Annotated in this window: 25 protein-coding genes and 1 pseudogene; 8 read left to right on the top strand and 18 right to left on the bottom strand. The window is 64.9% G+C overall.

Annotated elements, in window-relative coordinates:
* The first annotated feature begins 166 nt into the window (after positions 1-166).
* On the top strand, positions 167-454 hold the full coding sequence (locus C486_RS03345; RefSeq protein ID WP_006184562.1) for a DUF7565 family protein: 288 nt from the start codon (positions 167-169) through the stop codon (positions 452-454).
* A gap of 90 nt (positions 455-544) precedes the next feature.
* On the opposite strand, the gene C486_RS03340 is transcribed toward C486_RS03345, so the two are convergent.
* The 11 genes from C486_RS03340 to C486_RS03290 all read right to left on the bottom strand — a co-directional run bounded on the left by C486_RS03340 (position 545) and on the right by C486_RS03290 (position 10,543).
* On the bottom strand, positions 545-1,336 hold the full coding sequence (locus C486_RS03340) for an alpha/beta hydrolase (protein ID WP_008453046.1): 792 nt from the start codon (positions 1,334-1,336) through the stop codon (positions 545-547).
* Positions 1,337-1,589: 253 nt separating this feature from the next.
* Entirely contained in the window at positions 1,590-2,027 is a 438-nt protein-coding gene (locus C486_RS03335; RefSeq protein ID WP_006184564.1) for a transcription elongation factor Spt5, read from the bottom strand.
* Entirely contained in the window at positions 2,027-2,203 is a 177-nt protein-coding gene (locus C486_RS03330) for a protein translocase SEC61 complex subunit gamma (RefSeq protein WP_008453044.1), read from the bottom strand. Before C486_RS03330 ends, C486_RS03335 begins: the two co-directional genes overlap by 1 nt.
* A 179-nt stretch (positions 2,204-2,382) precedes the next feature.
* The gene (locus C486_RS03325; RefSeq protein ID WP_008453042.1) at positions 2,383-3,471 is read right to left on the bottom strand and encodes a S1C family serine protease; all 1,089 of its coding nucleotides are present in this window, start codon (positions 3,469-3,471) and stop codon (positions 2,383-2,385) included.
* Positions 3,472-3,642: 171 nt separating this feature from the next.
* On the bottom strand, positions 3,643-4,296 hold the full coding sequence (locus C486_RS03320) for a bifunctional 4-hydroxy-2-oxoglutarate aldolase/2-dehydro-3-deoxy-phosphogluconate aldolase (protein WP_008453040.1): 654 nt from the start codon (positions 4,294-4,296) through the stop codon (positions 3,643-3,645).
* Between the two features lie 175 nt (positions 4,297-4,471).
* Positions 4,472-5,710: a mandelate racemase/muconate lactonizing enzyme family protein gene (locus C486_RS03315; protein ID WP_008453038.1), complete on the bottom strand. Its 1,239-nt coding sequence runs from the start codon at positions 5,708-5,710 to the stop codon at positions 4,472-4,474.
* 150 nt (positions 5,711-5,860) lie between these two features.
* Positions 5,861-6,091: a hypothetical protein gene (locus tag C486_RS22160; protein ID WP_008453036.1), complete on the bottom strand. Its 231-nt coding sequence runs from the start codon at positions 6,089-6,091 to the stop codon at positions 5,861-5,863.
* A 298-nt stretch (positions 6,092-6,389) separates the two neighbouring features.
* Entirely contained in the window at positions 6,390-6,914 is a 525-nt protein-coding gene (locus C486_RS03305) for a helix-turn-helix domain-containing protein (RefSeq protein ID WP_008453034.1), read from the bottom strand.
* 107 nt (positions 6,915-7,021) lie between these two features.
* On the bottom strand, positions 7,022-8,251 hold the full coding sequence (locus C486_RS03300) for a J domain-containing protein (RefSeq protein ID WP_008453032.1): 1,230 nt from the start codon (positions 8,249-8,251) through the stop codon (positions 7,022-7,024).
* Between the two features lie 135 nt (positions 8,252-8,386).
* Entirely contained in the window at positions 8,387-9,733 is a 1,347-nt protein-coding gene (locus tag C486_RS03295) for a DNA polymerase Y family protein (protein ID WP_008453030.1), read from the bottom strand.
* Between the two features lie 78 nt (positions 9,734-9,811).
* Positions 9,812-10,543: a GNAT family N-acetyltransferase gene (locus C486_RS03290; RefSeq protein WP_008453028.1), complete on the bottom strand. Its 732-nt coding sequence runs from the start codon at positions 10,541-10,543 to the stop codon at positions 9,812-9,814.
* A 627-nt stretch (positions 10,544-11,170) separates the two neighbouring features.
* Here C486_RS03290 and C486_RS03285 point away from each other — a divergent pair.
* Positions 11,171-13,456 (top strand): amino acid permease, encoded by a 2,286-nt coding sequence (locus C486_RS03285; RefSeq protein WP_008453026.1) that lies wholly within the window; start codon positions 11,171-11,173, stop codon positions 13,454-13,456.
* Positions 13,449-13,862: pseudogene (locus tag C486_RS22150) on the top strand (transposase); the annotation flags it as partial. The gene C486_RS03285 and the pseudogene C486_RS22150, both read left to right, overlap by 8 nt.
* A 32-nt stretch (positions 13,863-13,894) precedes the next feature.
* Here C486_RS22150 and C486_RS19965 read toward each other — a convergent pair.
* The 4 genes from C486_RS19965 to C486_RS03265 all read right to left on the bottom strand — a co-directional run bounded on the left by C486_RS19965 (position 13,895) and on the right by C486_RS03265 (position 16,532).
* Positions 13,895-14,515, bottom strand: a complete 621-nt coding sequence (locus tag C486_RS19965) for a helix-turn-helix domain-containing protein (protein ID WP_008453024.1) — start codon at positions 14,513-14,515, stop codon at positions 13,895-13,897.
* Between the two features lie 17 nt (positions 14,516-14,532).
* On the bottom strand, positions 14,533-14,955 hold the full coding sequence (locus C486_RS03275) for an ester cyclase (protein WP_049910103.1): 423 nt from the start codon (positions 14,953-14,955) through the stop codon (positions 14,533-14,535).
* Positions 14,956-15,125: 170 nt separating this feature from the next.
* Positions 15,126-15,455 carry a transcription factor S gene (locus C486_RS03270; protein ID WP_008453020.1) on the bottom strand — a complete coding sequence of 110 codons (330 nt, stop codon included), beginning with the start codon at positions 15,453-15,455 and terminating at the stop codon, positions 15,126-15,128.
* Between the two features lie 90 nt (positions 15,456-15,545).
* Complete coding sequence (locus C486_RS03265) at positions 15,546-16,532, bottom strand: beta-ribofuranosylaminobenzene 5'-phosphate synthase family protein (RefSeq protein WP_008453018.1); 987 nt, start codon at positions 16,530-16,532, stop codon at positions 15,546-15,548.
* A gap of 331 nt (positions 16,533-16,863) precedes the next feature.
* Between C486_RS03265 and ilvD the strand changes: the two genes are divergently transcribed.
* On the top strand, positions 16,864-18,591 hold the full coding sequence (gene ilvD, locus C486_RS03260; RefSeq protein WP_008453017.1) for a dihydroxy-acid dehydratase: 1,728 nt from the start codon (positions 16,864-16,866) through the stop codon (positions 18,589-18,591).
* 113 nt (positions 18,592-18,704) lie between these two features.
* Positions 18,705-18,863: a hypothetical protein gene (locus C486_RS21530; protein WP_008453015.1), complete on the top strand. Its 159-nt coding sequence runs from the start codon at positions 18,705-18,707 to the stop codon at positions 18,861-18,863.
* Positions 18,864-18,932: 69 nt separating this feature from the next.
* Here C486_RS21530 and C486_RS03255 read toward each other — a convergent pair whose 3' ends face one another.
* Both C486_RS03255 and C486_RS03250 read right to left on the bottom strand, forming a co-directional pair.
* Positions 18,933-19,364, bottom strand: coding sequence for an adenylyltransferase/cytidyltransferase family protein (locus C486_RS03255; protein ID WP_007109358.1), 432 nt, complete (start codon positions 19,362-19,364; stop codon positions 18,933-18,935).
* Between the two features lie 97 nt (positions 19,365-19,461).
* Positions 19,462-19,959 (bottom strand): Mov34/MPN/PAD-1 family protein, encoded by a 498-nt coding sequence (locus C486_RS03250; RefSeq protein WP_006184590.1) that lies wholly within the window; start codon positions 19,957-19,959, stop codon positions 19,462-19,464.
* A gap of 155 nt (positions 19,960-20,114) precedes the next feature.
* On the opposite strand from C486_RS03250, the gene C486_RS03245 reads away from it, so the two are divergent.
* Together C486_RS03245 and C486_RS03240 are read left to right on the top strand one after the other, a co-directional pair.
* Positions 20,115-21,284, top strand: a complete 1,170-nt coding sequence (locus C486_RS03245; protein WP_008453005.1) for an outer membrane protein assembly factor BamB family protein — start codon at positions 20,115-20,117, stop codon at positions 21,282-21,284.
* A 123-nt stretch (positions 21,285-21,407) separates the two neighbouring features.
* On the top strand, positions 21,408-23,312 hold the full coding sequence (locus C486_RS03240; RefSeq protein WP_008453004.1) for a DHH family phosphoesterase: 1,905 nt from the start codon (positions 21,408-21,410) through the stop codon (positions 23,310-23,312).
* A 380-nt stretch (positions 23,313-23,692) separates the two neighbouring features.
* Here C486_RS03240 and C486_RS03235 read toward each other — a convergent pair whose 3' ends face one another.
* Positions 23,693-24,016: a hypothetical protein gene (locus C486_RS03235; protein WP_008452998.1), complete on the bottom strand. Its 324-nt coding sequence runs from the start codon at positions 24,014-24,016 to the stop codon at positions 23,693-23,695.
* A 122-nt stretch (positions 24,017-24,138) separates the two neighbouring features.
* Here C486_RS03235 and C486_RS03230 point away from each other — a divergent pair, with 122 nt between their 5' ends.
* Positions 24,139-25,074, top strand: coding sequence for an A/G-specific adenine glycosylase (locus C486_RS03230; protein WP_008452997.1), 936 nt, complete (start codon positions 24,139-24,141; stop codon positions 25,072-25,074).
* Positions 25,075-25,472: the final 398 nt, after the last annotated feature.

The raw sequence follows: 25,472 nt of genomic DNA, 5'->3' as shown, positions 1-25,472 counted from the left end.
CGACCAGCCGGTTCGCGCTCGCGCCGAGAACGCCGTGTTCCGAACGCGTCCGCGCTGCAACACTCCCGCGTGCACGCGCCGTCCGAGCGGTTTGTCGGGGTTGTTTCTGGTCGGGGGCATCGCTGCGAAAGGATGATTAGGAGGGCCGTTCGAGTGTCCATAACGAATGGCCTGGGAATGCGGGATCGACGGCTGTGGTGCAGTCTTCGAGGACGTCGAGTCGGCCGTCGTCCATCAGGCGACGAAACACCAGCGTCGTGAGTGTAAGGTCTGTGGGACCGTCGTCCCCGATGGCTACCTCGCGATTCGACACGCCTTCACCGAACACAGCCGCGCCGAGTACGTTCGGGCCTACGGTGCCAGTTCCGAGGCTGTCAGGGAGCGCGAAGAACTGCTCGAGGAGATCGAGTCGGAAGCGGACATGCAAGCGATCGCGACGGAACTGAAGCGGTAGCGGGTCGTTCGGTCATGAGGTCCGCTTTCGAAACGACGAGCGCGAGTCGGCACGTCGCCGCCGGGAACGGACGACCGAGTGACCGCCGCCTCAGTAGTTGTCGACGATCGCTGACACGCAGCCGGTCTCTTTGCGGTAGGCTGAGTGCTCGGAGACCGAATCGCTCACGTCGATATCGTGGTAATTGGCCGGCGTAGCGCCGCCCTCGCAGTCCGCCGGGCCGCTCCCCAGCCTGGCGATGCCGTCGTTCGTCGAGTAGTAATTGTGAACCGCGCCGGCCGACGCCCGGACGGCATCGGCGAGGGGGCCGTCTTCGCAGGGCGCGTCGGACGCCTCGAACGATCCGATGCTGTCCGCCGTCGCGACCGTGAACGCCCCGTCGATGGCCGCAAGCGTTTCCAACTGGAGGATGCCACCCATCGAGTGCCCGAGAATACGGATCGTCGTCGACGGGTTCGCGTCGGTGTAGTCCCCAAGCCACGTCGCGAACAGCTCTCCAGTGTCCCTGGCGCTTTGCATCGCCGACGTCGGCAGCCCGCTGTCGTCCCAGGTGACCGCTGTGACGGGTTCGTCGTAGCCGACTGCTCTCGCCGTCTCCCGAAACGTCGCGGCCCGCTCGACGCTGGCCGACGAACTCGTATACCCGTGGATCTTGAACACGACCTCGGCTACGTCCTGGGGCGCGTCGGTGACGTCGGGGACGCCGTCCCGAAAGTCGAGTTCCGCGATCCCGTCGGTATCGGCGGCGACCGATCCCGACGCGACGCTCAGGCCGGCGCTCGCGACGATCGTCGCCGCCGACCCGAGAAGCCGCCGTCTCGAGACGCGAGCCGTCGAATCACTGTTCGCTGCGGTCGAATCCGTGTGTTCGTTTGCTGGCATTGGATCCCGTTCGCATAGCTGCTGCGAACGAACTATGTTTCGCTATCGGAGAAAATAATTTTTGTCTGTGTTCTGCTATATTGGCGTCCATATGCAAACGGCTACAGTGGACGCTCGGTCAGTGGGGACTCGAGAGTGCTGCGAAACGCGCTGACGACGGCGCGATGGGTGCGACGACCGAGTCGAGAAGAGACACCCGCTGAGTCGTCGGGGCCGATCCGCGATGGAACGGATCGGGTCGGTGGCTGACGAACTACCGTTCGTCGGAATCGAGCACGCGAATCTGGTCGCCCCGCACCGTCACGGGAATCGGAACCGTCGCCTCGTACAGTTCGACCGTCACCTGGTCTTTGCCCTCGTCGATCCGTTGGACCTGCGCTTTCTCACCCTTGAACGGACCGGCGATGAGTTCGACGATGTCGCCCTCGGCGATCCCTTCGACATCCGGCTTCGGCGAGAGGAAGTGTTCGACCTCAGAGATGTCCGACTCGCCGGGAACGATACTCCGTGCGTGCGGAATGTCCTCGAGGACGCGGTTGAGGACTGCATCGCCTTCGGCCTCGACCATGACGTAGGAGGTCAGCGAGTCGGGCGCGAGCGCGGCGTGGATCTCCGACTCCTCGCGGTTGATGATCATGTCCGCGACGGTCCGCTCCTGGCTCGCCGTCGTTTTGACAGCGAAGATACCCATTAGACGCCACCACCGGGCAGGAGCAGCATGATCGCGCCGATGAGGAATCCCATAAGACCGACTAGCAGGATACCGGCCCCGGCGATTTTCGATACCTGGAGGAACTCCTCAGTGGAGGGTGTCGTCGCCATTTTCAGCACTCGAACGTACGAGTTGAGGTCGTACGGAACGTCCATATATGTCTATTCACAGCGCGGCGTCTTTTATCTGTCTTTCGTGTCCGTGCAGTGACCACGGCCGTTACGCGACCGATTACGGCAGCGTGTGGACGCCGCCGGTACACGGGACGACTCCGTGTTCAGGTCCAGTACCGATAGACCGGGACTCGGTCGCGGCGGTGCCTCGCCGTGCCCCGTCACGGCTCCAGCGGCGGCCGTCCGCCCGGGCGGCCCGGAATCGGCGTCCGTGGCAGTTCCGCCGCCGGCCGCTCGGCGAGCGTCAACTCGACCGATTGTCGGTCGCCGTCGCGGACGACCTCGAGTTCGATCGTGTCACCCGGCGCGGTCTCGAGGGCGAGATACGACGAGAGCTGCTCCTGCGTCGGTATCTCCGTGCCGTCGATGGCGACGATCACGTCGCCGCTGCCCGGCCGACCGGTACTGCCCGACTCGAGGACGCCGTCCGCGGGCGAGTTCGGCACGACCTCCATGACTAGGACGCCGGTGGCGTCCTCGAGTCCGATCTCATCGGCGATCGCCGGGCCGACCGGTTGGACTCCGATCCCCATGTACGGGTGCTCGTACGTGCCGTCCTCGATGAGCGCAGGAACGACCCGGTTCGCCAGCACCGCGGCGATCGCGAAGCCGATCGTCTGGCCGGCCCCGGCGAAGACGACGCCAAGTACTTCGCCCTCGAGGCTCACCAGCGGACCGCCGCTGTTGCCGGGATTGATCGGTGCGTCGGTCTGGATCGCGGCCGGAATCGAGAAGCCGGTGGGGCTGGGGAGCGATCTGTCGATGCCGCTGACGATCCCCTGTGTAACCGATGCGTCGAGTCCGAGCGGATTGCCGATTGCGAGCACTTCCTGTCCGATGACGGGTTTGGACGCCAGAAACGAGAGCCCGGTAGCGATGTCGGGCATCTCCTCGACGCGGAGGACGGCGAGATCGCTGTAGACATCGGTGCCGACGATCGACGCGGCGCGCCACTCCTCGTTGCTGAACTGGACTTCGATCCCGTCGTCGCTGGCACTCGCGACGACGTGGTTGTTCGTCACGAGATGCTGGTCGTCGATGACGAATCCGGAACCGAGTCCGCCGCCACCGCCGCCTGGAGCGCTGCTCATCCCGGAGACGGTGACGAGGACGACGGAGTCGATGGTGTTGCGATACGTGTCCCTGTATGGGCTGTCGACATCGTTCCCGTCGCTCACCGTGACGTTCGAGTCGGCGGTTTCGTTCTGAGCGGTGCCGGCCCCGGTGCCGCCGAGACCGACCGCCGCCACGGCTCCGGTCGCTCCGACCGCGCCGAGTATCCGTCTGCGAGTACACTGAGCTGGCTCTGGCATCACGCCCGTCTCCACCCCAACGAGGAGTATAAAACGGCCGCCAGCACCAGCAGTCGATCGTCTCGCGGACTCGCGGGAGATGAACGGGTCCTCCGCGTCGGCGTTCGATTACTCGCTTCGTGCCGCCTCGACCGCGTCGACGAACGACGCCGCGGTCTCTCGAACGCGATCCATGTCGCCGTCATCGACGGCTGCGTCGTCGATGATGGCCCCGCCAGCACCGACGGCCGCTGCGCCGGCGTCGAAGAAGTCAGCGACGTTGTCCCGCGAGACGCCGCCCGTCGGAACGATGTCGACGTCACCCAGCGGCCCCGAGAGTGCGCCGATGTGACCCGGCCCGACCGTCGATGCGGGGAACAGCTTGAGGAGGTCCGCGCCGGCCTCCATCGCAGTCACGGCCTCCGTCGGCGTCATGACACCAGGCGCGACGAGGACGCCGTGTCGGTTACACGTCCGCACCACCGCCGGTTCGATGTGTGGCGAGACGACGAACGACGCGCCCGCGTCGATCACGGACTGTGCGGTCGCCGCGTCGAGGACGGTCCCCGCGCCGACGACCGCGTCGGTATCCGCGAGTTCCCGGTCGACGGCCGCGATCCGCTCGGCGGCACGCGTCCCGTCGGCCGTGATCTCGAGCACATCGACCCCGGCGTCGTGGATCGCGCGGGCGACCGGAACGATTCGTTCCTCGTCGATACCGCGGAGGACCGCGATGACGCCGCCATCGACGATTCGGTCCCTGACTGCTTCGCGCTCGGTCATTCGTCTACCCCTCGCATGGTGACCGCCGTCCGGCGCTCGATCGCCGGCCGCATTCCAGTGAGACGTTCCATCGTGCCAAGACATGCGCGTCCCGTCGACAAGAGATTTACTCATAGCCGAAGTAAACGCCCGCCGATGGCGTTCGCTCCTGGGCCGGGAGTGGGCCCGACGCGGCTCACGCTTCGTCGAACAACGTCTCGCCGTCGACCATGTGCTCCTCGACGGCATCCATATCGAGCGTGACGCCTAATCCGGGCTCTTCGGGGATCTCGATGTAGCCGCCCTCGATGACGTCCTCCTCGACGAGGTCCGCCCACCAGTCGAGTTCGTAGGAGTGGTATTCCACGGCCAGCGAATTCGAAATCGCCGCGCCGACGTGGGCGCTGGCGACCGTCGCGACCGGCGAGGCGACGTTGTGCATCGCGACCGGGATGTAGTACATGTCCGCCAGATCGGCGATCTTACGTGTCTCGCGCATCCCGCCGACCTTGGGCATGTCCGGCGCGATCATGTCGACCGCCTGCTCCTCGAGCAGGCGGCGCTGGCCGTGTTTCCGGTAGACGTTCTCGCCGACGGTGATCGGCGTCGATGTCGACTGCGTGACTTCGCGCTGCACGTCGTGGTTCTCCGGCGGCACGGGGTCCTCGAGCCACCAGACGTCGTACTCCTCGAGTCGCTTCGCGAGACGCGTCGCGCTGCCGCCGGAGAACGTCCAGTGGCAGTCGAAGGCGACGTCCGCACGGTCACCGACGCGCTCGGTGACTTGCTCGACGATCTCGGCCTTGTGTTCGATCTCGGGCTCGCGGAGGTGTCGGTTCGCGCGGTCCTTCTCGTGACCGCTCGGCACGTCGAGGTCGAACTTCAGGGCGTCGTAGCCCAGGTCTTCGACCACGCGTTCCGCCTCGTCGGCGCAGGCCTCGGGATCGGCTTCCTCCTCGGTGTGGCAGTCACAGTACACCCGCATCTCGTCGCGGTACTTGCCGCCCAGGAGCTGATAGGCCGGTACTTCAAGGATCTTGCCGGCCAGGTCGTGTAAGGCGACCTCGATACCCGAAATTGCGGTGACGGTGACGCCGCCGATCGAGCCCTCGCCGGACATTTTCTGGACGAGGTGCTCGGTCAGTCGGTCGATGTCCAGCGGGTTCTCGCCGACGAGGAACGGCGTCATTCGCTCGATCAGTTCCGGGACGCCGGCACCCCAGTAGGCTTCGCCGGTGCCGACGGGTCCCGCGTCGGTGTAGATCCGCACGAGCGTCCACGGGAAGTTGCCGTCGACCATCGTCGTCTGGATATCGGTGATCTCGACGTCCCGGTTGCCGCCGCGCTCTCGGGTAACGCCCATCGTCTCCGCCGAGAGGTCCCGCATCGTATACTCGGCGTTCGGGTCGTGCAACTGTGAGTAATCGACTCCCATGGGTAGAATTTCACTCCGAAGATAGTAATAGTTTATACCTTCACCGGACCGGTCCCGGTTGCCTGCCACACGGAGATCGAGAGTAATGAATTCACTGCTTGCGACGCGCTCGTCGCTCTCCCAAGCGAGTTCCACCGACTGCGGTCGCCGTTACGGCCGCTCGAGTTCGGCAGCAACGTCCTCGAGAGCGACATCCAGCGCCGCCGCCGCGGCGAACGCGGCCCGTTTCTCCACCGTTCGTCGCGCAATCGCCTGCGGGCCGACGGCGAGTTCGATCCGGGTCACGTCCTCGGCGGGGGTTGAACTGCCGAGTACCGTAACGGGGCCGATCTCGCGGGTATTTCGGACGTGAGTGCCACCACAGGCCGCCACGTCCCACACGGGTCGTCGCGCCGCTCGCACCGGCGAGACGGGACCCGCTTCGCCGGTCGTTCTCGCCCTCGATCGTGACGAGTCGGACGTCCGCGACCGTGATACCCCCGATCCGCCGGCTGGCCACCGCTCGCACCGTAGAAGTGACTGCGCTCGAGTCGGACCCGTCGCCCGTCGACCGCCGTCACTTCGGTCTCGAATCGCGTCGCGTACGGCTCCGCCGCCCGTTGGCCGGTCATTGGGTTGCCTCTGTTGGTAGTGAATAACAGTCTGCTCGCCGAGTCCGGCACCGACGGAGCGCGATCGTTTACTCCGCGAGGGTCACGTCCAGTCGGTCCTCGAGGGCTTCGATCAGGCCGCCGCCGACTCCGGCCTGCGTCGCGCGTCCCTGTTCGATCGCGAGGACGTCTTTCGCCGGTGCGCCGAGTTCGTCGGCGAGTTCCTCGCGCTGGAGGCCCGCGTCCCGGCGTGCCTCGACGAGCGCCTCGCCGTAGTCCGAGACGAGATACGGCAGCGGGTCGTCGTCGTAGTTGGTCCCCTCGCTTTCCCAGTGTTCGGAGTCGCCGTCCCAGACCGGGTTCGCTTTCGCGACGTTCTGGGCCGCCTTCTGCTTGCGGCTCGGTTCGTCGTCGGCACGCGAAGCGTGGTCGCTGCGATCCCGAGAGCGGTCCTCGCCGCGTGCCTCGGAATCGTCGTGTGGCGCACAGTCCGGACAGACCTCGAGCTCGGCTCCCGCGACCGATGCGAGCGTCAGCGACTCGCTCTCGGCACCGCAGAGTTCGCAGTTCGTCCCGCCGCCGCTACCGGACGAACCGGTCGAGTATTTGGCCATGCGAGCGTTTGGCATCTGTTGCATTTCAACTGTTCGGTACCGCGTGTGTCCGCGGGGCGTCGACTCGGAACACGGACCCGAGCACCCTCGAACGAAGCGGTTCGGGGTCACCAACCGAACCGTTTCATGATCGTCACCCGCAGCGGGAGCCACAGGCCGCCGATCAGCGGGAGGCCCACGAACGCGACCAGATCGACCGGCAGCGACGTATAGCCGGCCGTGACGGCACCGAAGCCGGCGAGCGGCGCGAAGACGGGGAGCACGTAGAGATACGACGGCGTCCAGCCCCGTCCGCGTCTGGTATGGCGGACGACGACGCCGAACAGCAGCGGCATGAGTACCGCACCGGCCAGCAGCGGGCCGCCGACGAGCGTCGCTGTCACCGTGACGGCGAGGGCGACGACGATCGTCTCGTCGATCGTCAGCGGCCCCCAGGTAGTCTCCCGACGGCCGGCCCGGACGGCGAGCAGCGCAAGGAGCGTGAGCGCGACCAGACCCGCCAGCGCGCCGTCCCACAGCGGTTGCTCGAGCGGCGGCGTCACGAACTCGACGCCTCGAACGAATGCGACCGTCGTCTCGAGTCCGTGACGACTCTCCGTCAGCACAGTGCCGATCCCGGTCGGATCGGGGCCGGTCGCGAGCAGTTCGGTCCAGAGCGAGCCGAGAGCAGCCGCGTTCTTGAGAGCGAAGTGGCCGAGGCCGGCCGCGTAAACGAGGACGGAAAGCCAGAGGAGCGGCAGCGAGAAGTTCTGTCGCCGCCACCAGCGCGCGAGCGGGTTCCCGACGCCGGCGTCGGTCTCCGCTCCCGAGCCAGTCGCGGACCGGCTGGACCGCCCGGTGTCGCCGGCCGTCCCAGCGTTCGGCTCGTGGGCTCGACGACTCGCCCCCGCGCCGGCACCCCCGGATCTGGCTCCGGTTCCGGAACCGGCCGCGCTCCCGGCACCGCTCGAGCCGTTCGTCGCCGACGATCGACCGCTGGACCTCGCTCCGGACGCGGCCGATCCGGCCGTTGCCGATGCGGAGGCCGTGTCCGATTGCGAATCGCTCAGGTCCGTGCCGCTCGAGTCGTCGTCGCTCTTCCAGACGTCGGGGGAGGGGAGGCCGCTGGTTCGCTTCGCGACGTAGTCTTCGTGGCCGAGTCGGTCGTAGGCCTGCCGTTCGACCGGATCGCCGAGGATATCGTAGGCCGTTTGTACCGCAGTAAACTGCGCCTGCGCGCGATCGTCGTCGTTCAGATCCGGATGGTAGACGCGAACCTGATCGCGATAGGCGTCTTTGATCTCGTCCTGGGAGGCGTCGGGCGGGATCTCGAGAAGATCGTAAAAGTCCTCTGTCATGTAATCAGACGGGTACTGTGGTCTGCTGCATTGATTGTCGGGGTGGGGTTATAATTTCAGCGTTCTTTCCGATTCGGGAACCCGTCCCGCGGCTCGAGGGCGGCGACCGGTCGGCCGACGACAACCGGACATCGCTCACCGGAAATCCGCGAGCGACGATTGCCCGGCCGGCCGATTCCCGCGATCGGAATCTGGGGCCGTCTCCGCCGCCGAGCCGTCGTCGGCGGAGACCGCGTCGGACTCGGTTCCGGCACCGTCCGCGTCCCGCTCCCAACTCTCGAGGCTCGCCTGATCGGCGGTCGCGAACTCGAGGTTGGCGACCCGGACGCCGAGCTTGCGGACGGGTGCGTCCTCGAACTCGGCGAACAGGTCCCGCGCGATGCGATCGACGAGAGCCGGGTCGTCGATCGGGCCCGGCAGCGACCGCTCGCGCGTGTTGACATCGTAGGGCGGCGTGACGGCTTTGACGCCAATGGTTCGGTACAGCGCCCCCTCCCGTCGAGCGCGGTCGGCGACGGCCGCCGCGAGCGTCTCGATCAGTTCGTACTTCGGGGTCGGCGCTTCGACGGGATCGGCGAACGCCGACTCGCGGGAGAAGCTCTTGGGGTCGCCTTTCGGTTCGACGCGGCGGTCGTCCTCGCCGCGGGCGCGGTCGTAGAGTTCCCGGCCGCGTTCGCCGAAGCGGTCGACCAGCGGCTCCGGATCGGCGCTGGCCACGTCGCCCGCCGTCTCGAGGCCCATCTCGCGAAGTTCGCGGGCGGTCACGGGGCCGACGCCGTGAAGCAGATCGACGGCGAGCGGCGCGAGAAACGCCCGGACGTCGCCGGGCTCGACGACGGTGAGCCCGTCGGGCTTGTCGAAGTCGCTGGCGATCTTGGCCGTGCTCATCGTCGGTGCGACGCCGACGCTGACGGTGACGCCGACCTCCCGTCGGATGCGGTCCTTGACGTGACGGGCGAAGCCGTCCGCGACCTCCCAGGCGGTCCGCTCGGTCACGTCGAGGTAGGCCTCGTCGATGCTCACCTCACGGACGACGTCGGCGCAGTCGTGAAGGATCTCCCGGACGTCGGCCGCGACCGACTCGTAGTAGTCCATATCGACGGGCCGGTAGTAGCCAGTGTCCTCGCGCTCTCGCGGTGACCCGCTCGAGTCGTCCGAAGCGCGTTGTGCCCCGCCCTCGCGGTCGGGAGCGGCGATCTCGCCGGGATCGAAGGCCGCGCGTCTGGGCAGTCGCTCGAGGGCCGTCGAAATCGCCTGCGCGCTCTCGATGCCGAACTCCCGGGCCTCGTAGCTGGCGGTGGCGACTGCACCGTTTGTCTCCCCTGCCTCGTAACCCATCCCGACGACGAGGGGCTCGCCGCGGAGTTCGGGTTCGCGCAGTCGCTCGCAGGCGGCGTAGAAGCAATCGGCGTCGACGTGGCAGACGATGCGATCCTCGTCGTCCTCGCCCTCGACGCCCGGGAGTCGGGGCCCGTCGGACATTCGTCTACCGACCGATTCGTCCGAACGGACGTGAACGTTGTGCCCCGAGTCGGGGCGACGCGGCTCATCCGCCGGCGGCTACAACTCGTACGCCATCATCACCTCGTCGACGTACTCGCCGTCGATCGTGTAGTGGTCCCTGCGGATCGCCTCGGTGTCCCAGCCGTGGACGGTCAGGAACTCGAGGGCGGTCTCGTTGACGACGGGAATACTGTTGTAGACCTTCCGATACCCGTTCGCTTCGGCCCACTCGATCCCTCGCTGCAGGAGTGTGCTCCCGATCCCGTGGCCCCGATAGGCCTCGCGGACCCCGACGGTCTGTTGGGCGACCTCCCGGACCGGATCGACCTGCTGGAGATCGAGGTGGGTCCAGCCGACGACATCGCCGTCGACGGTTGCAACGAAGAATCGCCGCGACCGCACCGTGTTGTGTCTGGTAACGGCGTTTTCGTACAACAACTGTTCGGCGATCGTCTCGGCGACGACGTACGTCTCCTCGGCCGTGACATCCCGAATGGTATCGACGAGACCGTCGAAATCCGCCTGTCGAGCGGGCCGAACGGTCACGGTGAACTCGTCGAGTTCGTGTTTCTCGACGGCACCGAACTCGAGGGCGATCCGAAGGGTTCCGTCCGCATCTTCGAGGTAGCCGTCCGATTTCAGTTCCGCAAGGCAGGCTCGGAACTCCTCGTCCGGGAGGGACATGATCTCTGGCAGTTTGTGTCGTTCGACGGTTCCGTGCCGTTCGACGTATTCGTATATACGCCTGCTGGCTTCGGACGCAAACGTCGGCCGTTCAATCGCGTCCATATGATTGGTACGCACGCCGTCCGCTTATTCCTTGTTCAATGCTACCATACAACTATCGCTCGTCGCAGGTCGACTGCGGCGTACAGCCAAGATCGCCCATCATCGAGGTGGATCACGGTCTCGTCGACCCCACTGTGAGCCGGATGCCGTCCATCCGCAGGCTGTAGCTCGGCTGTGTGAACCCACTTGTGAACGGCGCAATACGCCCGTTCAACATCGAACAGTTCAAGAATAGCGACAGTACTCGAAAGCGAAGTGCCACTCACTCCACGAACCTCGCTCAAGTCGGTCAAGAGATCCAGTGAGGATGATGCGTTCGGTCACGGACACACGAAAAACGCTATGCGTTACGAGCTCCCGTTGGACTTCACAGCGACCACTCAGCAGTATCAACACTCCCGGACGGATGATCGAACGTTCTCTTTTGAAGATGATTTCTACTGAATGTCACTGTCTGGGTATGAAACTACGGATTCAATAACGCAATCCTAGGGTTTATCACCATCTCCTTGTGAACTTCGATTCAATGAACGTCCGCAATCGAACGTCCGATCCACCGGGAAGGCTGATATCGAACCGACCGCCGATATCAGTGCACGAGCAGATACTATCCGGTGGTGATCCCGTATGAGCGCCGACGAGGAACTCGCAAAGGACCTCGGACTCCTCTCGGCGATCGCGATCGGCATCGGCACGATGATCGGGGCGGGAATCTTCGTGCTGCCGGGTACCGCCGTCGCTCGAGCGGGCCCGCTCGCAGCACTGACGTTCGTCATTGGCGGCGTCACCGCACTGTTCACGGCACTCTCGGCCTCAGAACTGGGGACGGCGATGCCCAAGTCCGGCGGTGCCTACTTTTATATTAACCGTGCGCTCGGACCGCTTTTCGGATCGATAAGCGGCTGGGCTAACTGGCTTGGATTGGCGTTTGCGTCCGCGTTCTACATGTACGGCTTCGGCAAGTACGTCAACGAACTCGTCGGCGCTTCGGCGCTCGCGCTCGGCCCGGTGACGGTATCGGCGGTTAAGATGATCGGGCTCATCGGGGCAGCGCTGTTTATCACCATCAACTACATCGGTGCCAAAGAGACCGGCGGCCTCCAGATCGGGATCGTCCTCACGCTACTCGCCATCCTCGGCGTCTTCACCGTTGTCGGCCTCCTGAACGGTGATCTCGAGTCGTTGCGACCGTTTGCGCCGCCGGGGACGGCCGAACAGGTACTCCCGGTCACTGCCATCGTTTTCGTCTCCTACCTCGGCTTCGTCCAGATCACATCGGTCGCCGAAGAAATCAAGAACCCGGGCCGAAACCTCCCGCTGGCGGTTATCGGGTCGGTCGTCATCGTCACCGTCGTCTATGCCCTGTTTCTCGTTGTCTTGCTTGCGGCGGTGCCGAACGACCTGGTGGCGAACAATGACGCGGCCGTCGTTACGGCTGCTCAACTGCTCTTCGGCCAGTACAGCGTCTTCGGCTTCGGTTTGGGGACGGTCGGCTGGGGGTTGCTGTTGCTCGGCGGCCTTCTTGCGACCGCCTCGAGCGCAAACGCATCGATCCTCTCTTCCTCGCGGATCAACTTCGCGATGGGACGCGAGAAGATTATCTCGCCGTCAGTCAACGAGATCCACCCACGGTTCGGGACGCCGTACAAGTCGATCCTGATCACCGGCTCGCTTATTATCGCCTTCCTCCTCTTTGGCGACCTCGAGTTCCTGTCGACAGCCGGCTCGGTGCTGCATCTGATCGTCTACGGCCTGTTGAATATCGCGCTGATCGTCATGCGAGAGGCCGACCCCGCCGATTATGATCCCGACTTCGAGGTTCCGTTCTACCCCGTCGTTCCCATTCTCGGGACGATTTCGTCGTTCGCACTGATCGCGTACATCGAACCACGCGTCATTCTGCTCTCGGCGGGACTCGTCGTCTTTGCAGGCGTGTGGTACCTGCTGTACGCGCGCCAGCGCGTCGAGAACGACGGCGTCTTCGCCGGCTGGATCCTCGACCGCTCCGAGAAGATGCCCGATGCTGCAGTGGCGGCGGCTGACTCGATCCGACCGACTGCCAGTGTTCCGGACGGGGGCGATTTCCGCGTAATGGTTCCGTTGGCAAACCCCCGAACCGAAAAAGAACTCATCACACTCGGCGGTGCCATCGCAAAGCAACGTGGCGGCACAGTGCATGCAGTCCACATCGTGCAGGTTCCCGACCAGACGCCGCTTGAACGTGCCGAACAGAACGACCGGATCAACGCCGAATCAAAGAAATTACTCGAGCAGGCACGTACCGACGCCGAGACATTTAATGTTCCCATTGAGACGCAGACAGTGCTTTCACACCGGTCGTTCGAGGAGGTCTTCGACGCCGCCCGTACCTTCGACGCTGACCAGGTCGTCATGGGCTGGGGGCCCGCCTCTCATGGCCGTGCCGAATCGCGTCTCGATGAACTGACCCATGATCTCCCCTGTGACTGCCTGGTCCTGAGAGAGCGCGGGTTCGACCCCTCGCATATCCTCGTGCCAACTGCTGGCGGCCCCGACTCGGTGCTCGGTGCAGAGGTGACCCAGTTGCTTCGCAACGAGTTCGACTCCGACGTGACGGTCCTACACGCTCTTTCGGATGATGAGACCACTGACGAGGGCGAACAGTTCCTCGAAGAGTGGGCCGCCGAAAACGGGCTCACTGACGCAGATCTGGTTGTCGACGACCGAGACGTCGAGACCGCCATCGGCGATGCAGCCACGGATGCAACCCTCGTCGTGATCGGGGCGACCGAACGCGGGCTGTTGTCCCGATTGGTCCGCGGATCGCCGGTCTTGGATGTCCTCGACGATGTCGAGTGTTCGGTGTTACTCGCTCAGACGGCTCGCAAGCGGACCCTGCGTGAACGGTTGCTGGGTATTACGGACCAGGACTAACGCCGTGCTCGATATTCACGTGACGACAACGCGGAAGCACGATACGCAGATCGCGCCACAGGTAGTGAAACGGAACGCACAGTCCATCGCGGTCTTGACCGGTACAAGAGCCACGACGATCAAAACCCCGGCAGCTCGCCCGAGACCACGATATCCGACCACTCATCAAGCATCGTGAGTTCACCTCACTTCACAAAGCATGGCATGCACGGCTGGACGGCGACCTTTACCATCGCCGCAACCTGAACGAGACAGTCAATGCGGCAATCAAACGGAAATTCGGTGCCTTCGTGCGGTCACCCGGTGGTTGAAGCAGTTCCGCGAACTCGTCATCAAGTGCGTCGTTCACAACGTGGAACGAAACCTCGCTATTTCGCCTGAAGAGAGCGGATGTCCCTACTGCTGAGAGGACTGGCCTGCTGGATATAGAGGAGACACTCAGCACGAGGAACAGTATGCGGTGATGATGTGTCTTTCCGCCCGCTGGAGGATTCGGCTGACGACGGATTTGTTTACGTCCAGCCGGTTGGCGAGATCGCTCAACGTACACCGGCGTGGTGAGTCGTAATACCCATGTTCGACTGCCAACTCGACGACTTCCAGTTGCCTGGCAGTAAGTACATCACCTGTTCCGTCCATACAAGAAATCTGGACGAGTTGGTACTCTATCTCTCCAGCTTCCAGTTCGTCACGAAACGCCGAGAGTTGCTCTCGCGACGCTGTGAGTTCGCCGACAAACCACCCGTTTTCCAGATGGAGCGGAAACGAGGGGACGATTCCCGAATTCGCCATTGCTCCGTGCGGCGGGGGCGTTGGCGTACTTACCTCGAAGAGGGTTGTCTCGTCTGTGGAATGTCTGATTTCGACATCGGTGAGTGAGGGGATCGCTGAAAGCGTCTCTTCAAGCGAGGGTAACGCAATAGTATACGTTTCAACGAGCACCCTGAGTTTGTCATCAGTCGGCCATGCACCCAGCACGCTGAACTCGGTTTCAGGATGGCTCTCTGATAGGGAAACGAGTGCTTCGTTGGACTTGATTTTCAGTGTCGCCTGGGGCATGGATTTAGTTGCTGTGGTCAGCTGTCCTCCAACTCGCCACCCAACTGTTGCATGAGGCCGAGTTGGTCGCTTTGCGTCCACGTCTCGATGAGTTTCCCGTCCTCGAAGCGATTGATTTCGATGGCCGTGAGTTCGACCTCCTGTCCTGTTGGCTCGACACCGAACAGAGGCCCGCCCTCGTGAGTGCCTGTCATCGTCCATCGAAGTGCCACCTTCTCGTCAGCAGCCATCAGGTCGTCTATCGTGACCGTCATGTCCGGAAAGATGTCTCGTGTTCCGCTTGCCAGTGCCCTGTACAAGGCAGGCCCCTGCATTTCGGCTGCCAATTCGCGGTCGTGGATCTGGTACTCTTCATGGACTAATTCGTTCGCAGTGTTCGGGTTTGAGCCGTTCCAGACGTCTTCATACAGTTGGGTGAGTGTGTCCTCGGGAGTCCGCATATCACCTGTTACTACTGCAATCAGATTGGGAGTTGTGGTCAACATGTTGCCACCGACGTGCTGACAGCGGTCGAAGCCGCTAACGGACTCGACTGACCCGCTGTATAAGCGCTGTGTTTCCAGCAGCACTGTTGAGACCGATCACCGATAGCAGGTTTCAACAAGGCCGTTTAATTGTATTCTCGCCACTTATTCTTGCAGTCGGTGCATTTGAAAAACCTCGTCGGTGGCTCGTCGGCCGAGGCGGTCTGTTTGAGCGTGTACCACGCTTCTTCGGCACCGCACTCGTCACAGACGACGTCCGTCGCCTTCGGTTTGCCCTCGAAGTTCGCCTCCTCGCTGGACTCGATTACGTCACCGTCGGTCTGTGATTCCGTCGTGACGAACGCGTCTTCTCGTTCGCGGTCCCGCTCGCTCGCGGCCCCGCAGTCGTCGTTCGTACAGACCATGCGATCGCCCCGCGCTTTCATCATCGAACCGCAGTCGTCGCAGAATTGCATATCGGTCACGTACGGACTCGGCACGCAAAAAGACTCCAGTCGACCGCCCTCTCCCGACGCCGTGCGCTACGCTCCGCCTCCACCCTGTTTCTACTGGCGGTCGCCGGTCGTCCGGATCCGAGCCCCGGTCCCCGCCGGCGCAGCGAGGACGACTTCCCCCTCGAGCCCGCGGTCCGTAAGCGCGTCCTGAGCCGCGGCCGCGGCCTCCTCGGCGTGGGCGGCGTCGGTCACGCCGTAGACGACTGGCCCCCACGACGACTGGCCGACGCCCGAGAGGACCGGACAGTCCTCGAGCGATGCGACGAGTTCGCCCGCAGGCGGCCGGAAGACGCCCCCCTGGGCGTCGGCGTACCAGGCACCGTTTTTGCGGCCGATTTCCGCGATGGCCTCGCCGAAGCGCTCGAGGCGGCCCGCGGCGGCCGCCGGCAGCAGTTTGCGGGTGACGACGCCGGCGATCTCGTCCGCGATGGCGGGGTCGGCGCGTTCGACGACGGCGCGCATGCTCGCGTCCTCGTCGTTGCCGTTGCGGCCGGGCTCAGCGTCGGGGACGACGACCAGAAACCGCCACTCGGGCGGCAGGTCGTGGCGGGCGACGACGGGTGGCACCGTCCAGTCGCCCGCCGCCGGCGGCTCGGTGGTAAACCGGGTGGTCGGATGGCCGGCGTCGACGACGAAGCCGCCGGCCGCGAACGTCGCGACCCCGACGCCGCTGCGACCGCCCCGTCCCATCGCCGGCGCGCGGTCACGGCTCCGCGGCTCAAGGCCGTGCGCTCGCGCCGTCGCCGTCAGCACGGCGAGCGCGAGCTGGGTCCCGCTTCCGAGGCCGACGTGGCGGGGTAGGGACTCCTCGAGCGTGATCGTGACACCGGAGACCGCGAGCACGTCGACGGCGCGGTTCGCGTAGTCCCGGATCAGCGGATCGGCGGCGGCGACCGAGGCGGCGGGCTCGGCAGTGACGGTGACCCGCGGCTCCGCGAGCCCGATCCCGATCCCGCCGTAGAGTCGCTCGCGAGCGAGCGAGAGGTTCTGGAAGCCGACGTGGAGCCGTGCCCCCGTACTAACGGTCGCGGTCGTCACGATACGCCGCCTACGGAGGCTCCCGGGAAGGGGGTTTCGACGGTGGCAACGACTGGGACTGCCGAAACCGCGGGCTGATTCGACTCGACGATGGCGAACGATCGACTGCGGCTGTGCTCGGTCCGGATCGCCGTCCGTCCGAGAGCGTCGGTGCTGCCCGTCGTGGTACCGGCAGCGATTCACACCCGACCGGCCGACGGTTCGGCTCCGAGTCCGGGCCGTCCGGACGGTATTCCCCAGGGCCGTCCCGAACCGGTTAGGCAGAACCGCTCGCGACCGAACGGTTGGCCGAGAAAGGGTAACTTATACCTGTGGGAATCAAGCTCAACCCATGAGTAGCGACGACGAGTTCGACTACGGGAAAGACGAGCAGTTGCGGAGCCGCGAAGTGACGGAGGGGCCGGACAAGGCACCCCATCGAGCGATGTTCCGTGCGATGGGGTTCGACGACGACGACTTCGGGTCGCCGATGATCGGCGTTCCGAATCCGGCGGCCGACATCACGCCGTGTAACGTCCACCTCGACGACGTCGCCGACGCCGCGCTCGAGGGGGTCGACGAGACCGGCGGCATGCCGATCGAGTTCGGGACGATCACCATCTCCGACGCCATTTCGATGGGAACGGAAGGCATGAAGGCCTCGCTGATCTCCCGGGAGCTCATCGCCGACTCCGTCGAACTCGTCTCCTTCGGCGAGCGCATGGACGGGCTGGTCACCATCGGCGGCTGTGACAAGAACATGCCGGGGATGATGATGGCCTCGATCCGGACGGACCTTCCGTCGGTCTTCCTCTACGGCGGATCGATCATGCCCGGCGAGCACGAGGGTCGGGAAGTCACCGTCCAGAACCTCTTCGAAGGCGTCGGTGCCGTCGCCGACGGCGAGATGAGCCCGGACGAACTCGACGAGATGGAGCGCAACGCCTGCCCCGGCGCGGGGTCCTGTGGCGGCATGTTTACCGCCAACACGATGGCGTCGATCTCCGAGGCGATCGGCTTCGCGCCGCTGGGCAGCGCCAGCCCGCCCGCGGAGGCCGACTCGCGCTACGAGGTCGCCCGCGAGGCCGGCGAGATCGCCGTCGAAGCCGTCGAAGCGGGGCGGAAACCCTCCGACTTCCTCAGCGAAGCGGCGTTCGAGAACGCCATCGCCCTGCAGGTCGCCGTCGGCGGCTCGACCAACGCCGTCCTCCACCTGCTGGCGATGGCCGCCGAAGCCGGTGTCGATCTGGACATCGAGACGTTCAACGAGATCAGCGCCCGCACGCCGAAGATCGCCAATCTCCAGCCCGGCGGCGAGCGCGTGATGAACGACCTCCACGAGGTCGGCGGCGTGCCGGTCGTCCTGCGCGAACTGCTCGAGGCCGGCCTACTCTCTGGCGACGCGCTGACCGTTACCGGCGAGACGATGGCCGAGGCCATCGAACGGGTCGATCCGCCCGCGATTTCGGATCTCGACGCCGACTTCCTGCATACCGTCGACGATCCGATCCACGAACGCGGTGCCATCCGCATCCTCACCGGCAACCTCGCGCCCGACGGCGCGGTCATCAAGATCACCGGCGAAGACCACCTCCACCACGAGGGGCCGGTCCGGATCTTCGAGCAGGAAGAAGACGCGATGGCGTACGTCCAGGAGGGCAACGTCGAATCCGGCGACGTCATCGGCATCCGCAACGAGGGGCCACGCGGCGGCCCCGGCATGCGCGAGATGCTCGGCGTCACCTCCGCCGTGGCGGGCCAGGGTCACGCGGAGGACGTCGCCTTGTTCACCGACGGCCGCTTCTCGGGCGCGACTCGCGGGTTCTCCATCGGCCACGTCGCCCCCGAAGCGGCGGTCGGCGGCCCCATCGCCGCGCTCGAGGACGGCGATACGATCACCATCGACATCGACGACCTCGAACTGTCCGTGGACCTCTCCGACGCGGAAATCGAACAGCGCCTCGCGGACCACGACCTGCCGGAGCCGCAGTACACCACCGGGGTGCTGGCGAAGTACGGCCGTGACTTCGGGTCGGCGGCCAACGGTGCCGTGACCAACCCCGGCGTCACGGACGAGTAGCGCGGTCGACGGCGACCGGTACGGCCCCGTTCTCCGTTCCTCGCAGGAACTCCCTTCGATTTCCTGCACGAGTCTTTCCCGCCTTTGTGACCCACTCTCGGATAGAGCAACGGATGTGTAAGTACTGCCTCGAGTGTGACTGGCGGATCAGTACTGCTGACGGCTACACCGAAAAGGAAGTGTCGGAGAAAGCGATCGAGCACTTCGTCGAGACAGGGCATACGGTCGATTCGCTTCGGCTGCCGCCGCCGACGGCCGTCCTCGAGAACTAATCGCGTCCCCCATCACCGTGGCGTCGGCGAGTCGACGCGAGCGCGACGAGCCGTGGGCCACACCGTGTGTCAGTCCCCTCGCCGCTCGAGGATGCGCTCGATGATCAGTCGCGTCGAGAGCAGTTGCTCGTCGTCGGTTTCGCGGCCGCTCGCCCGGCGGACCTCGCAGTCGATCCCCCGTCGCTCGAGTTCGGCCGCGATGGCCTCGTCGTCGTGGTGCTGGTCGTGACCGAGCGCGATCACGTCGGGATCGATCTCCTCGATGGGAACGAAGATGTCCTCCTCGTGACCGAGCAGGGCCTCGTCGACGGCCGCGAGCGCGCCGACGACGTCGCGGCGCTGCGTCGCCGGACAGATCGGCGTCTCCTTGTGATCGACGTTGGCCTTGCGGGCGACGATGACCGACAGTTCGTCGCCCATCGCCGCGGCCTCCTCGAGATAGTGGACGTGGCCGGGGTGGAGGATGTCGAAAGTGCCCTGGGCGATGACGGTCCGTGTCATCCGTCATCCTCCACTGTTGTCGCCGGCGGTTGCCGCGTCGATCCCGTCGTCGTCGGTCCGGTAGTCACTGATGGCATCGTCTCGAGCATAGCGCATCTCATCGTCGCAGTTCCTCGTCGATATCCGCCTGCGTGAAATCGAAGAAGTCCTCGGTATCGGGCAGGTCGACATCGATCACGTTCAACGTGGTCGGCTGGCCCTTCGAATCGAACGCCTTCCAGTCGGTCCGGCGGTAGGGCGCGCCGATGATGACGTGGACGCTCCCGCGGCCGAACGTATCCAGATCCGCGTTGCTGGGCCTGATCACCCCGTTGGGGTGGGAGTGGATACTCCCCAGCGCCTTCACGTCGTTCGGAATCTGGTTCGTCTTGACGGTCGCGCTGACGCTGTTGGTCTCGGTCCCGGGGACCACGAGCACGTCCGTGATGACCAGGCCATCCCGGTCCAGCCCCAGGCGATCGGCCTCTGTCCCCCGGAGAAACCCCATGTACTCGTTCGGGTGGGTCTCCTCGGAGGACTCGAGGGCGAACTCGAGGGTCTCCTCGGCGATGCCGAGGATCTCGCTCGAGCGAAACAGCGCGTCGAACAGCCCCATATCCCCACGTGCGGCCTTGCGGTTGCTAAACGTTCCGATGCACCGGTTGTCTCGAACGCTGCGCGGTCGACTGGTCTGCGACAGCGGACCGGGTGCACGATTCGAACGTGTTCAGTTCCGCTCGAGACCGCTGACAGGTCGAGCCAGTTCCACTCGTGTATGTTCATTCAAAAGACATATTCACGCTTCCCGGCTACTATCGATCGATATCTTCCCGCCGCTCGGTTCTCGCTGCTGGCGTCGGCATCGTCTCGTTCGGGATCGCCGGCTGTGTATCGGTGCCCTGGTTTCGTGAGCCGGACGGAGCTGACTGGTCGGCCTCGGTCCCCGAGCTGGGTGGCCTCGCGTCACCAGTGACTACCGAGGGAATCGTCGCTGCGGGTGGCAGCCGCGACGGTCGTCTCGAAAACGGGCAGCTGGTCGCGTTCGATACGGAAACGGGAACGCAGCAGTGGGACCGCGACCTCGGACGACCGACCGGTCTCGTCGCCGCTGACGGCACCGTGTACGTCGGCGAAAAACGGGATTCGGGGCAGTCACGGATCTCCGCTTTCGACGCCCGGACGGGGTCACGACGGTGGCGGCAGATGGTATCCAATCTCTCGTCGGCGATGGCCGTATCGAACGGAACGCTATACGCTGCAAACGGCGGTCTCGCCGCGCTCGAGACCGCCGACGGATCGGTTCGAGGGGAACAGTCCCACGTCCCCGAAACGGATTTTACCGTCGTCGCCGCCCCGGACGACCAGTTGGCGGCCGACGACCACGCGGTCTATTTCGGTGACGGGGATGGAGTAGTTGCGATCTCCCCCACCGACGGGACCGCCTCGTGGAGTTGGCGACCGACACAGTGGGAGGCAACCACCGTCGGTCCGGTACCGATCGACGACACGATCTACGTCGGCGGTGGCGGAGATGTCGTCGCACTCGACGCGGCGGACGGTTCCGATCGGTGGCGGACGCCGTTCGGTCGCGGTGCCGAGATCACGGGGGTCCACGCGACCGATTCGTCGCTGCTCGTCGCAGAGTCGACGGACGACGCCCCGTCGGACACGTTCGGAACGGTGTACGAACTCTCGGCGGAAGACGGGAGCGAACGGTACGAAATGCGGTTCGACGCACCCGTTACTCGAGCAGCATCGACGACGGCGACGTTCGTCGTCGGGACGGGCGACGGAACCGTAACGTGGACCGACGGCGCGTCGTTCTTCGCTCGGCCAGAGACGTCACTTCCGACCAGCGGCTTCGGGCTCGGTGCCGCCGGCAACCAGGCGTTCGCCCAGACCAGTGCGGGAACGCTTTGGGCCCTGTCTCCCCCCGAGTGAGACCCCGCTACTCCGCGAGCATCGATCCGCGGAGCCCGACCGTACGAGCCGGTGATCGACTCCCTCGAGCCCCATCGCTTCTTGACAAGGGTTATACGCGACCACCTCAAACAGCGAACCAAGATGACGCGTGACTCCGCCGGGGAACCCGGCGCAGACGACGGGGATTCCGTCGTCTACGATCTCGCTTCCGATTGTACCGCCGACGATGTCGAGCACGGCCGCCCCTATCTCGCCGAGATCAACGGTATCGTCGACTACGGCGTCTTCGTCGATCTCTCCGACTCCGTTTCCGGTCTCGTCCACGAATCCGTTCTCGAGGGCACGTTCGCCGTCGGCGACGAACTCGTCGTCGAACTCGAGACTGTCCGCGAGAACGGCGACATGGCCTTTGAACCCGTCGATATCGACGACTATACGGTCGACACTGTCGGCCACGACTACTCGCTGACCGGCACCCACCGCCTCGAGAGCACCATCGGCGAACAGATCCACCTCGAAGGAACGGTCACACAGGTCAAACAGACCGGCGGCCCGACGATCTTCCACGTCGCCGACGAGCAGGGCGTCGTCCCCTGTGCCGCCTTCGAGGAGGCCGGCGTCCGGGCCTACCCCGCGATCGAAGTCGGTGACATCGTTCGTGTCACCGGGACGCCGGAACACCGCGAGGGCTCGGTCCAGATCGAGGTCGATGGCCTCTCGAAACTCGAGGGCGAGGACGCCGACGCGGCCCGCGAGCGACTCGAGGACGCCCTCGAGGAGCGTGCCGAACCCCATGACGTCGAGCCCCTGATCGACTGGCCGGCGTTCGAAAAGCTGCGGCCGAACTTGGAGGAAGTCGCGCAACTGCTCCGGCGGACGGTGCTCGAGGGCCGTCCGATCCGCGTACGCCACCACGCCGACGGCGACGGGATGTGTGCCGCCGTCCCCGTTCAGATCGCGCTCCAGCGATTCATCGCCGACGTTCACGAAGACGAAAACGCGCCGCGTCACCTCATCAAGCGGCTGCCGGCGAAAGCGCCCTTCTACGAGATGGAAGACGCCACGCGGGACCTGAACTTCGCGCTCGAGGACCGCGAGAAGCACGGCCAGCAACTGCCGCTATTGCTGATGCTCGACAACGGGTCGACGGCCGAGGACGTGCCGGCCTACGAGACGCTGGCCCACTACGATATCCCGATCGTCGCCGTTGACCACCATCACCCCGATCCGGACGCGGTCGGCGACCTGCTCGATGCCCACGTCAACCCGTACCTCCACGACGAGGACTACCGGATCACTACGGGGATGCTCTGTGTCGAACTCGCGCGGATGATCTACCCCGACCTCGGCGAGGAACTCCGTCACATCCCCGCCGTCGCGGGCCTCTCGGACCGCTCGAAGGCCGACGCGATGGACGACTACCTCGAGTTGGCCGCCGCGGAAGGCTACGACGAGGACCGCCTGCAGGACGTCAGCGAGGCGCTGGATTACGCCGCCTTCTGGCTGCGCTACAACTCCGGCGACCAACTCATTCAGGACCTGCTCCAGGTCGACAGCGACGACGAACAGCGCCACCGCGAACTCGTCGAGTTCTTCGCCGACCGCGGCCGCGAGGAAGTCGACGAGCAACTCGACGCCGCGATGCCCCACTTAGAGCACGAGACGCTCGAGAACGGGGCCCACCTCTACCGGATCGACGTCGAGAACTACGCGCACCGCTTTACCTACCCCGCGCCGGGGAAGACCACCGGCGAGATCCACGACCGGAAGATCGAGGAAACCGGTGATCCGGTCATCACGGTCGGCTACGGCCCCGACTTCGCCGTGCTTCGGAGCGACGGCGTGCGACTGGACATTCCGAACATGGTCTCCGAACTCGAGGCCGAAATCGCTGGCGGCGGCGTCTCCGGTGGCGGCCACCTCGTCGTCGGCTCGATCAAGTTCGTGACCGGCAAACGCGAGGAGGTCATCGACGCCCTGGTCGAGAAGATGGCCGAGGCCGACATCGACGAAGCGCTCTCGAGTGCGGCCCCGATCGACGACTGACGCGACTCGAGCGAACGTCGCGTCGGCGAAAAATCGTTTTCCACTGGGACTGGACGACCGTCTCGAGGAGTCGAACCCCCGTCAGTCAGCGCCGTGACGCGGCGTGTATCCACAGCCGTCGCAGACGAGCGACTCGTGTCGGATCGACAGCGAGCCCGAGCATTCGGGACAATGGAATTCGGATCCGAGTGAATTTTGATTGATTGCCATATGTAACACGAGGGGCCGAGCGCTAATACGCTCACCGATTATGCCCGTGAAATCATCTAGTTAGCCCAGAACGTGCGGCAGTCTCTCGCCCCGGAACGACGGCTCTCACACTTCTCCGGGGGCGAGTGACCCGGGCGCTGACACGACGGGAAGTGGTCGCCGCGACCGAATTAAAACTGGTAGCGTCGCTCGTCGTCCATCGACGGATACTGGTCGGCACCGGTCATCTCCTCGAAGGTCATTCCCGAGAGGTACTCGTCGTAGGTCACGTCGTAGGCCGACCGGAGCTGAAAGTCCAGTTTCCCGGTGTCGACGGTCGACTGAAAGAGCATGTGGATCGCCCGCCGGACGAGTTCGTCGGTTTCCTCGGGCTCTAAGGCCGTCTCGAGCAGGGCGAGTTCGTTGCGCGTTTCGCGGTCCAGCGAGACGGTGAGGTCGTCGCCGATGTCGCTGTACGAGTCCGTGACTTCAGCCGTGAGATCGTCGAGGCTCATACGGGAGGGGACTCGAGCGGGCCGGATAGGCTTTTCGTGGTCGTCGCATCGGCGATGCCGACCCGGCAGGTCACTCGTTCGGGACCGCCACCAGTAAGGCGTCCCAGTCGCTAGCGGGACCGATGAGTGACGCCGAGGCACCGGCCGACGAGTGGACCCTGCCCGACGACCCGAGGGCCGTTCGCGAGGCCCTGATCGAGTGGTACGAGGCCGACCATCGCGAGTTCCCGTGGCGACGGACGGACGATCCCTACGAAATCCTCGTCAGCGAGGTGATGAGCCAGCAGACCCAACTCGGCCGCGTGGTCGAGGCCTGGACGGAATTCCTCGAGCACTGGCCGACCACCGCCGACCTCGCCGACGCCGACCGTGCCGATGTCGTGGGATTCTGGACGGACCACAGCCTGGGGTACAACAATCGGGCGAAGTACCTCCACGAGGCCGCCCAACAGGTCGAAGCCGAATACGGCGGCGACTTCCCCGAGACGCCCGAGGAGCTACAGGAACTGATGGGTGTCGGCCCGTACACGGCCAACGCGGTGGCGAGTTTCGCGTTCAACGACGGCGACGCCGTCGTGGATACGAACGTCAAACGCGTGCTCTACCGGGCGTTCGACGTTCCCGACGACGACGCGACCTTCGAGGACGCTGCCAACGACCTCATGCCCGAGGGCCGGTCGCGGGTCTGGAACAACGCGATCATGGAACTGGGCGGCGTCGCCTGCGAGCAGACACCCCGTTGTGACGAGGCCGGCTGTCCCTGGCGGGAGTGGTGTCACGCCTACCAGACCGGCGACTTTACCGCCCCCGACGTGCCTACACAGCCGAGTTTCGAGGGAAGCCGCCGGCAGTTCCGTGGCCGCGTGATCGGCACGCTTCGGGAGTACGACGAACTCGAACTCGACGCGCTCGGTCACCGCATCCGCGTCGACTACGTGCCCGGCGGCGAGTACGGCCGTGACTGGCTTACGGAGCTGCTGACCGACCTCGAGTCGGACGGACTGGTCGACCTCGAGCGCGACGCGGACGGAGAACACGTCGCCCGCCTCCGGCGTTAATGCGATCGAACGACCGCCGAACACGGTCCGATCGACCCTGTTCGTGTCCACCGTTGTCAGCATCGGGAGGTCCGAGCGGCTCACCGTTCTCGATCGATGACGCGGGCAACTTCGACTGGCGATCCACAGGCGATCCGAGTGACGGCGATATGAGGACAGAAACGTCGGTACCGACGCTATCGGGCGGATAACGGTCGGTGGCAAAACGGCAAGTGATGCCGAGCGCCGTGCATTCCCTAGCGGCCAGTTTCCAATGTGTGGCCTATCGGAAAAAGTGTCCGGTCTCACTTGTACGTGGCCGACGATTGCAGGGAATGAGAACGCCGACGTGTGACGACGGCCGTTCACTGTCACCGTTATCCTATCGGCTCGTGATAGTATATTCTACCGACAAATTT

Source organism: Natrinema gari JCM 14663 (assembly GCF_000337175.1).
GTDB classification, from domain to species: Archaea; Halobacteriota; Halobacteria; order Halobacteriales; family Natrialbaceae; genus Natrinema; species Natrinema gari.
The sequence above is the reverse complement of the archived record's forward strand: the minus strand, read 5'-3'. Positions and strand labels throughout refer to the sequence as shown.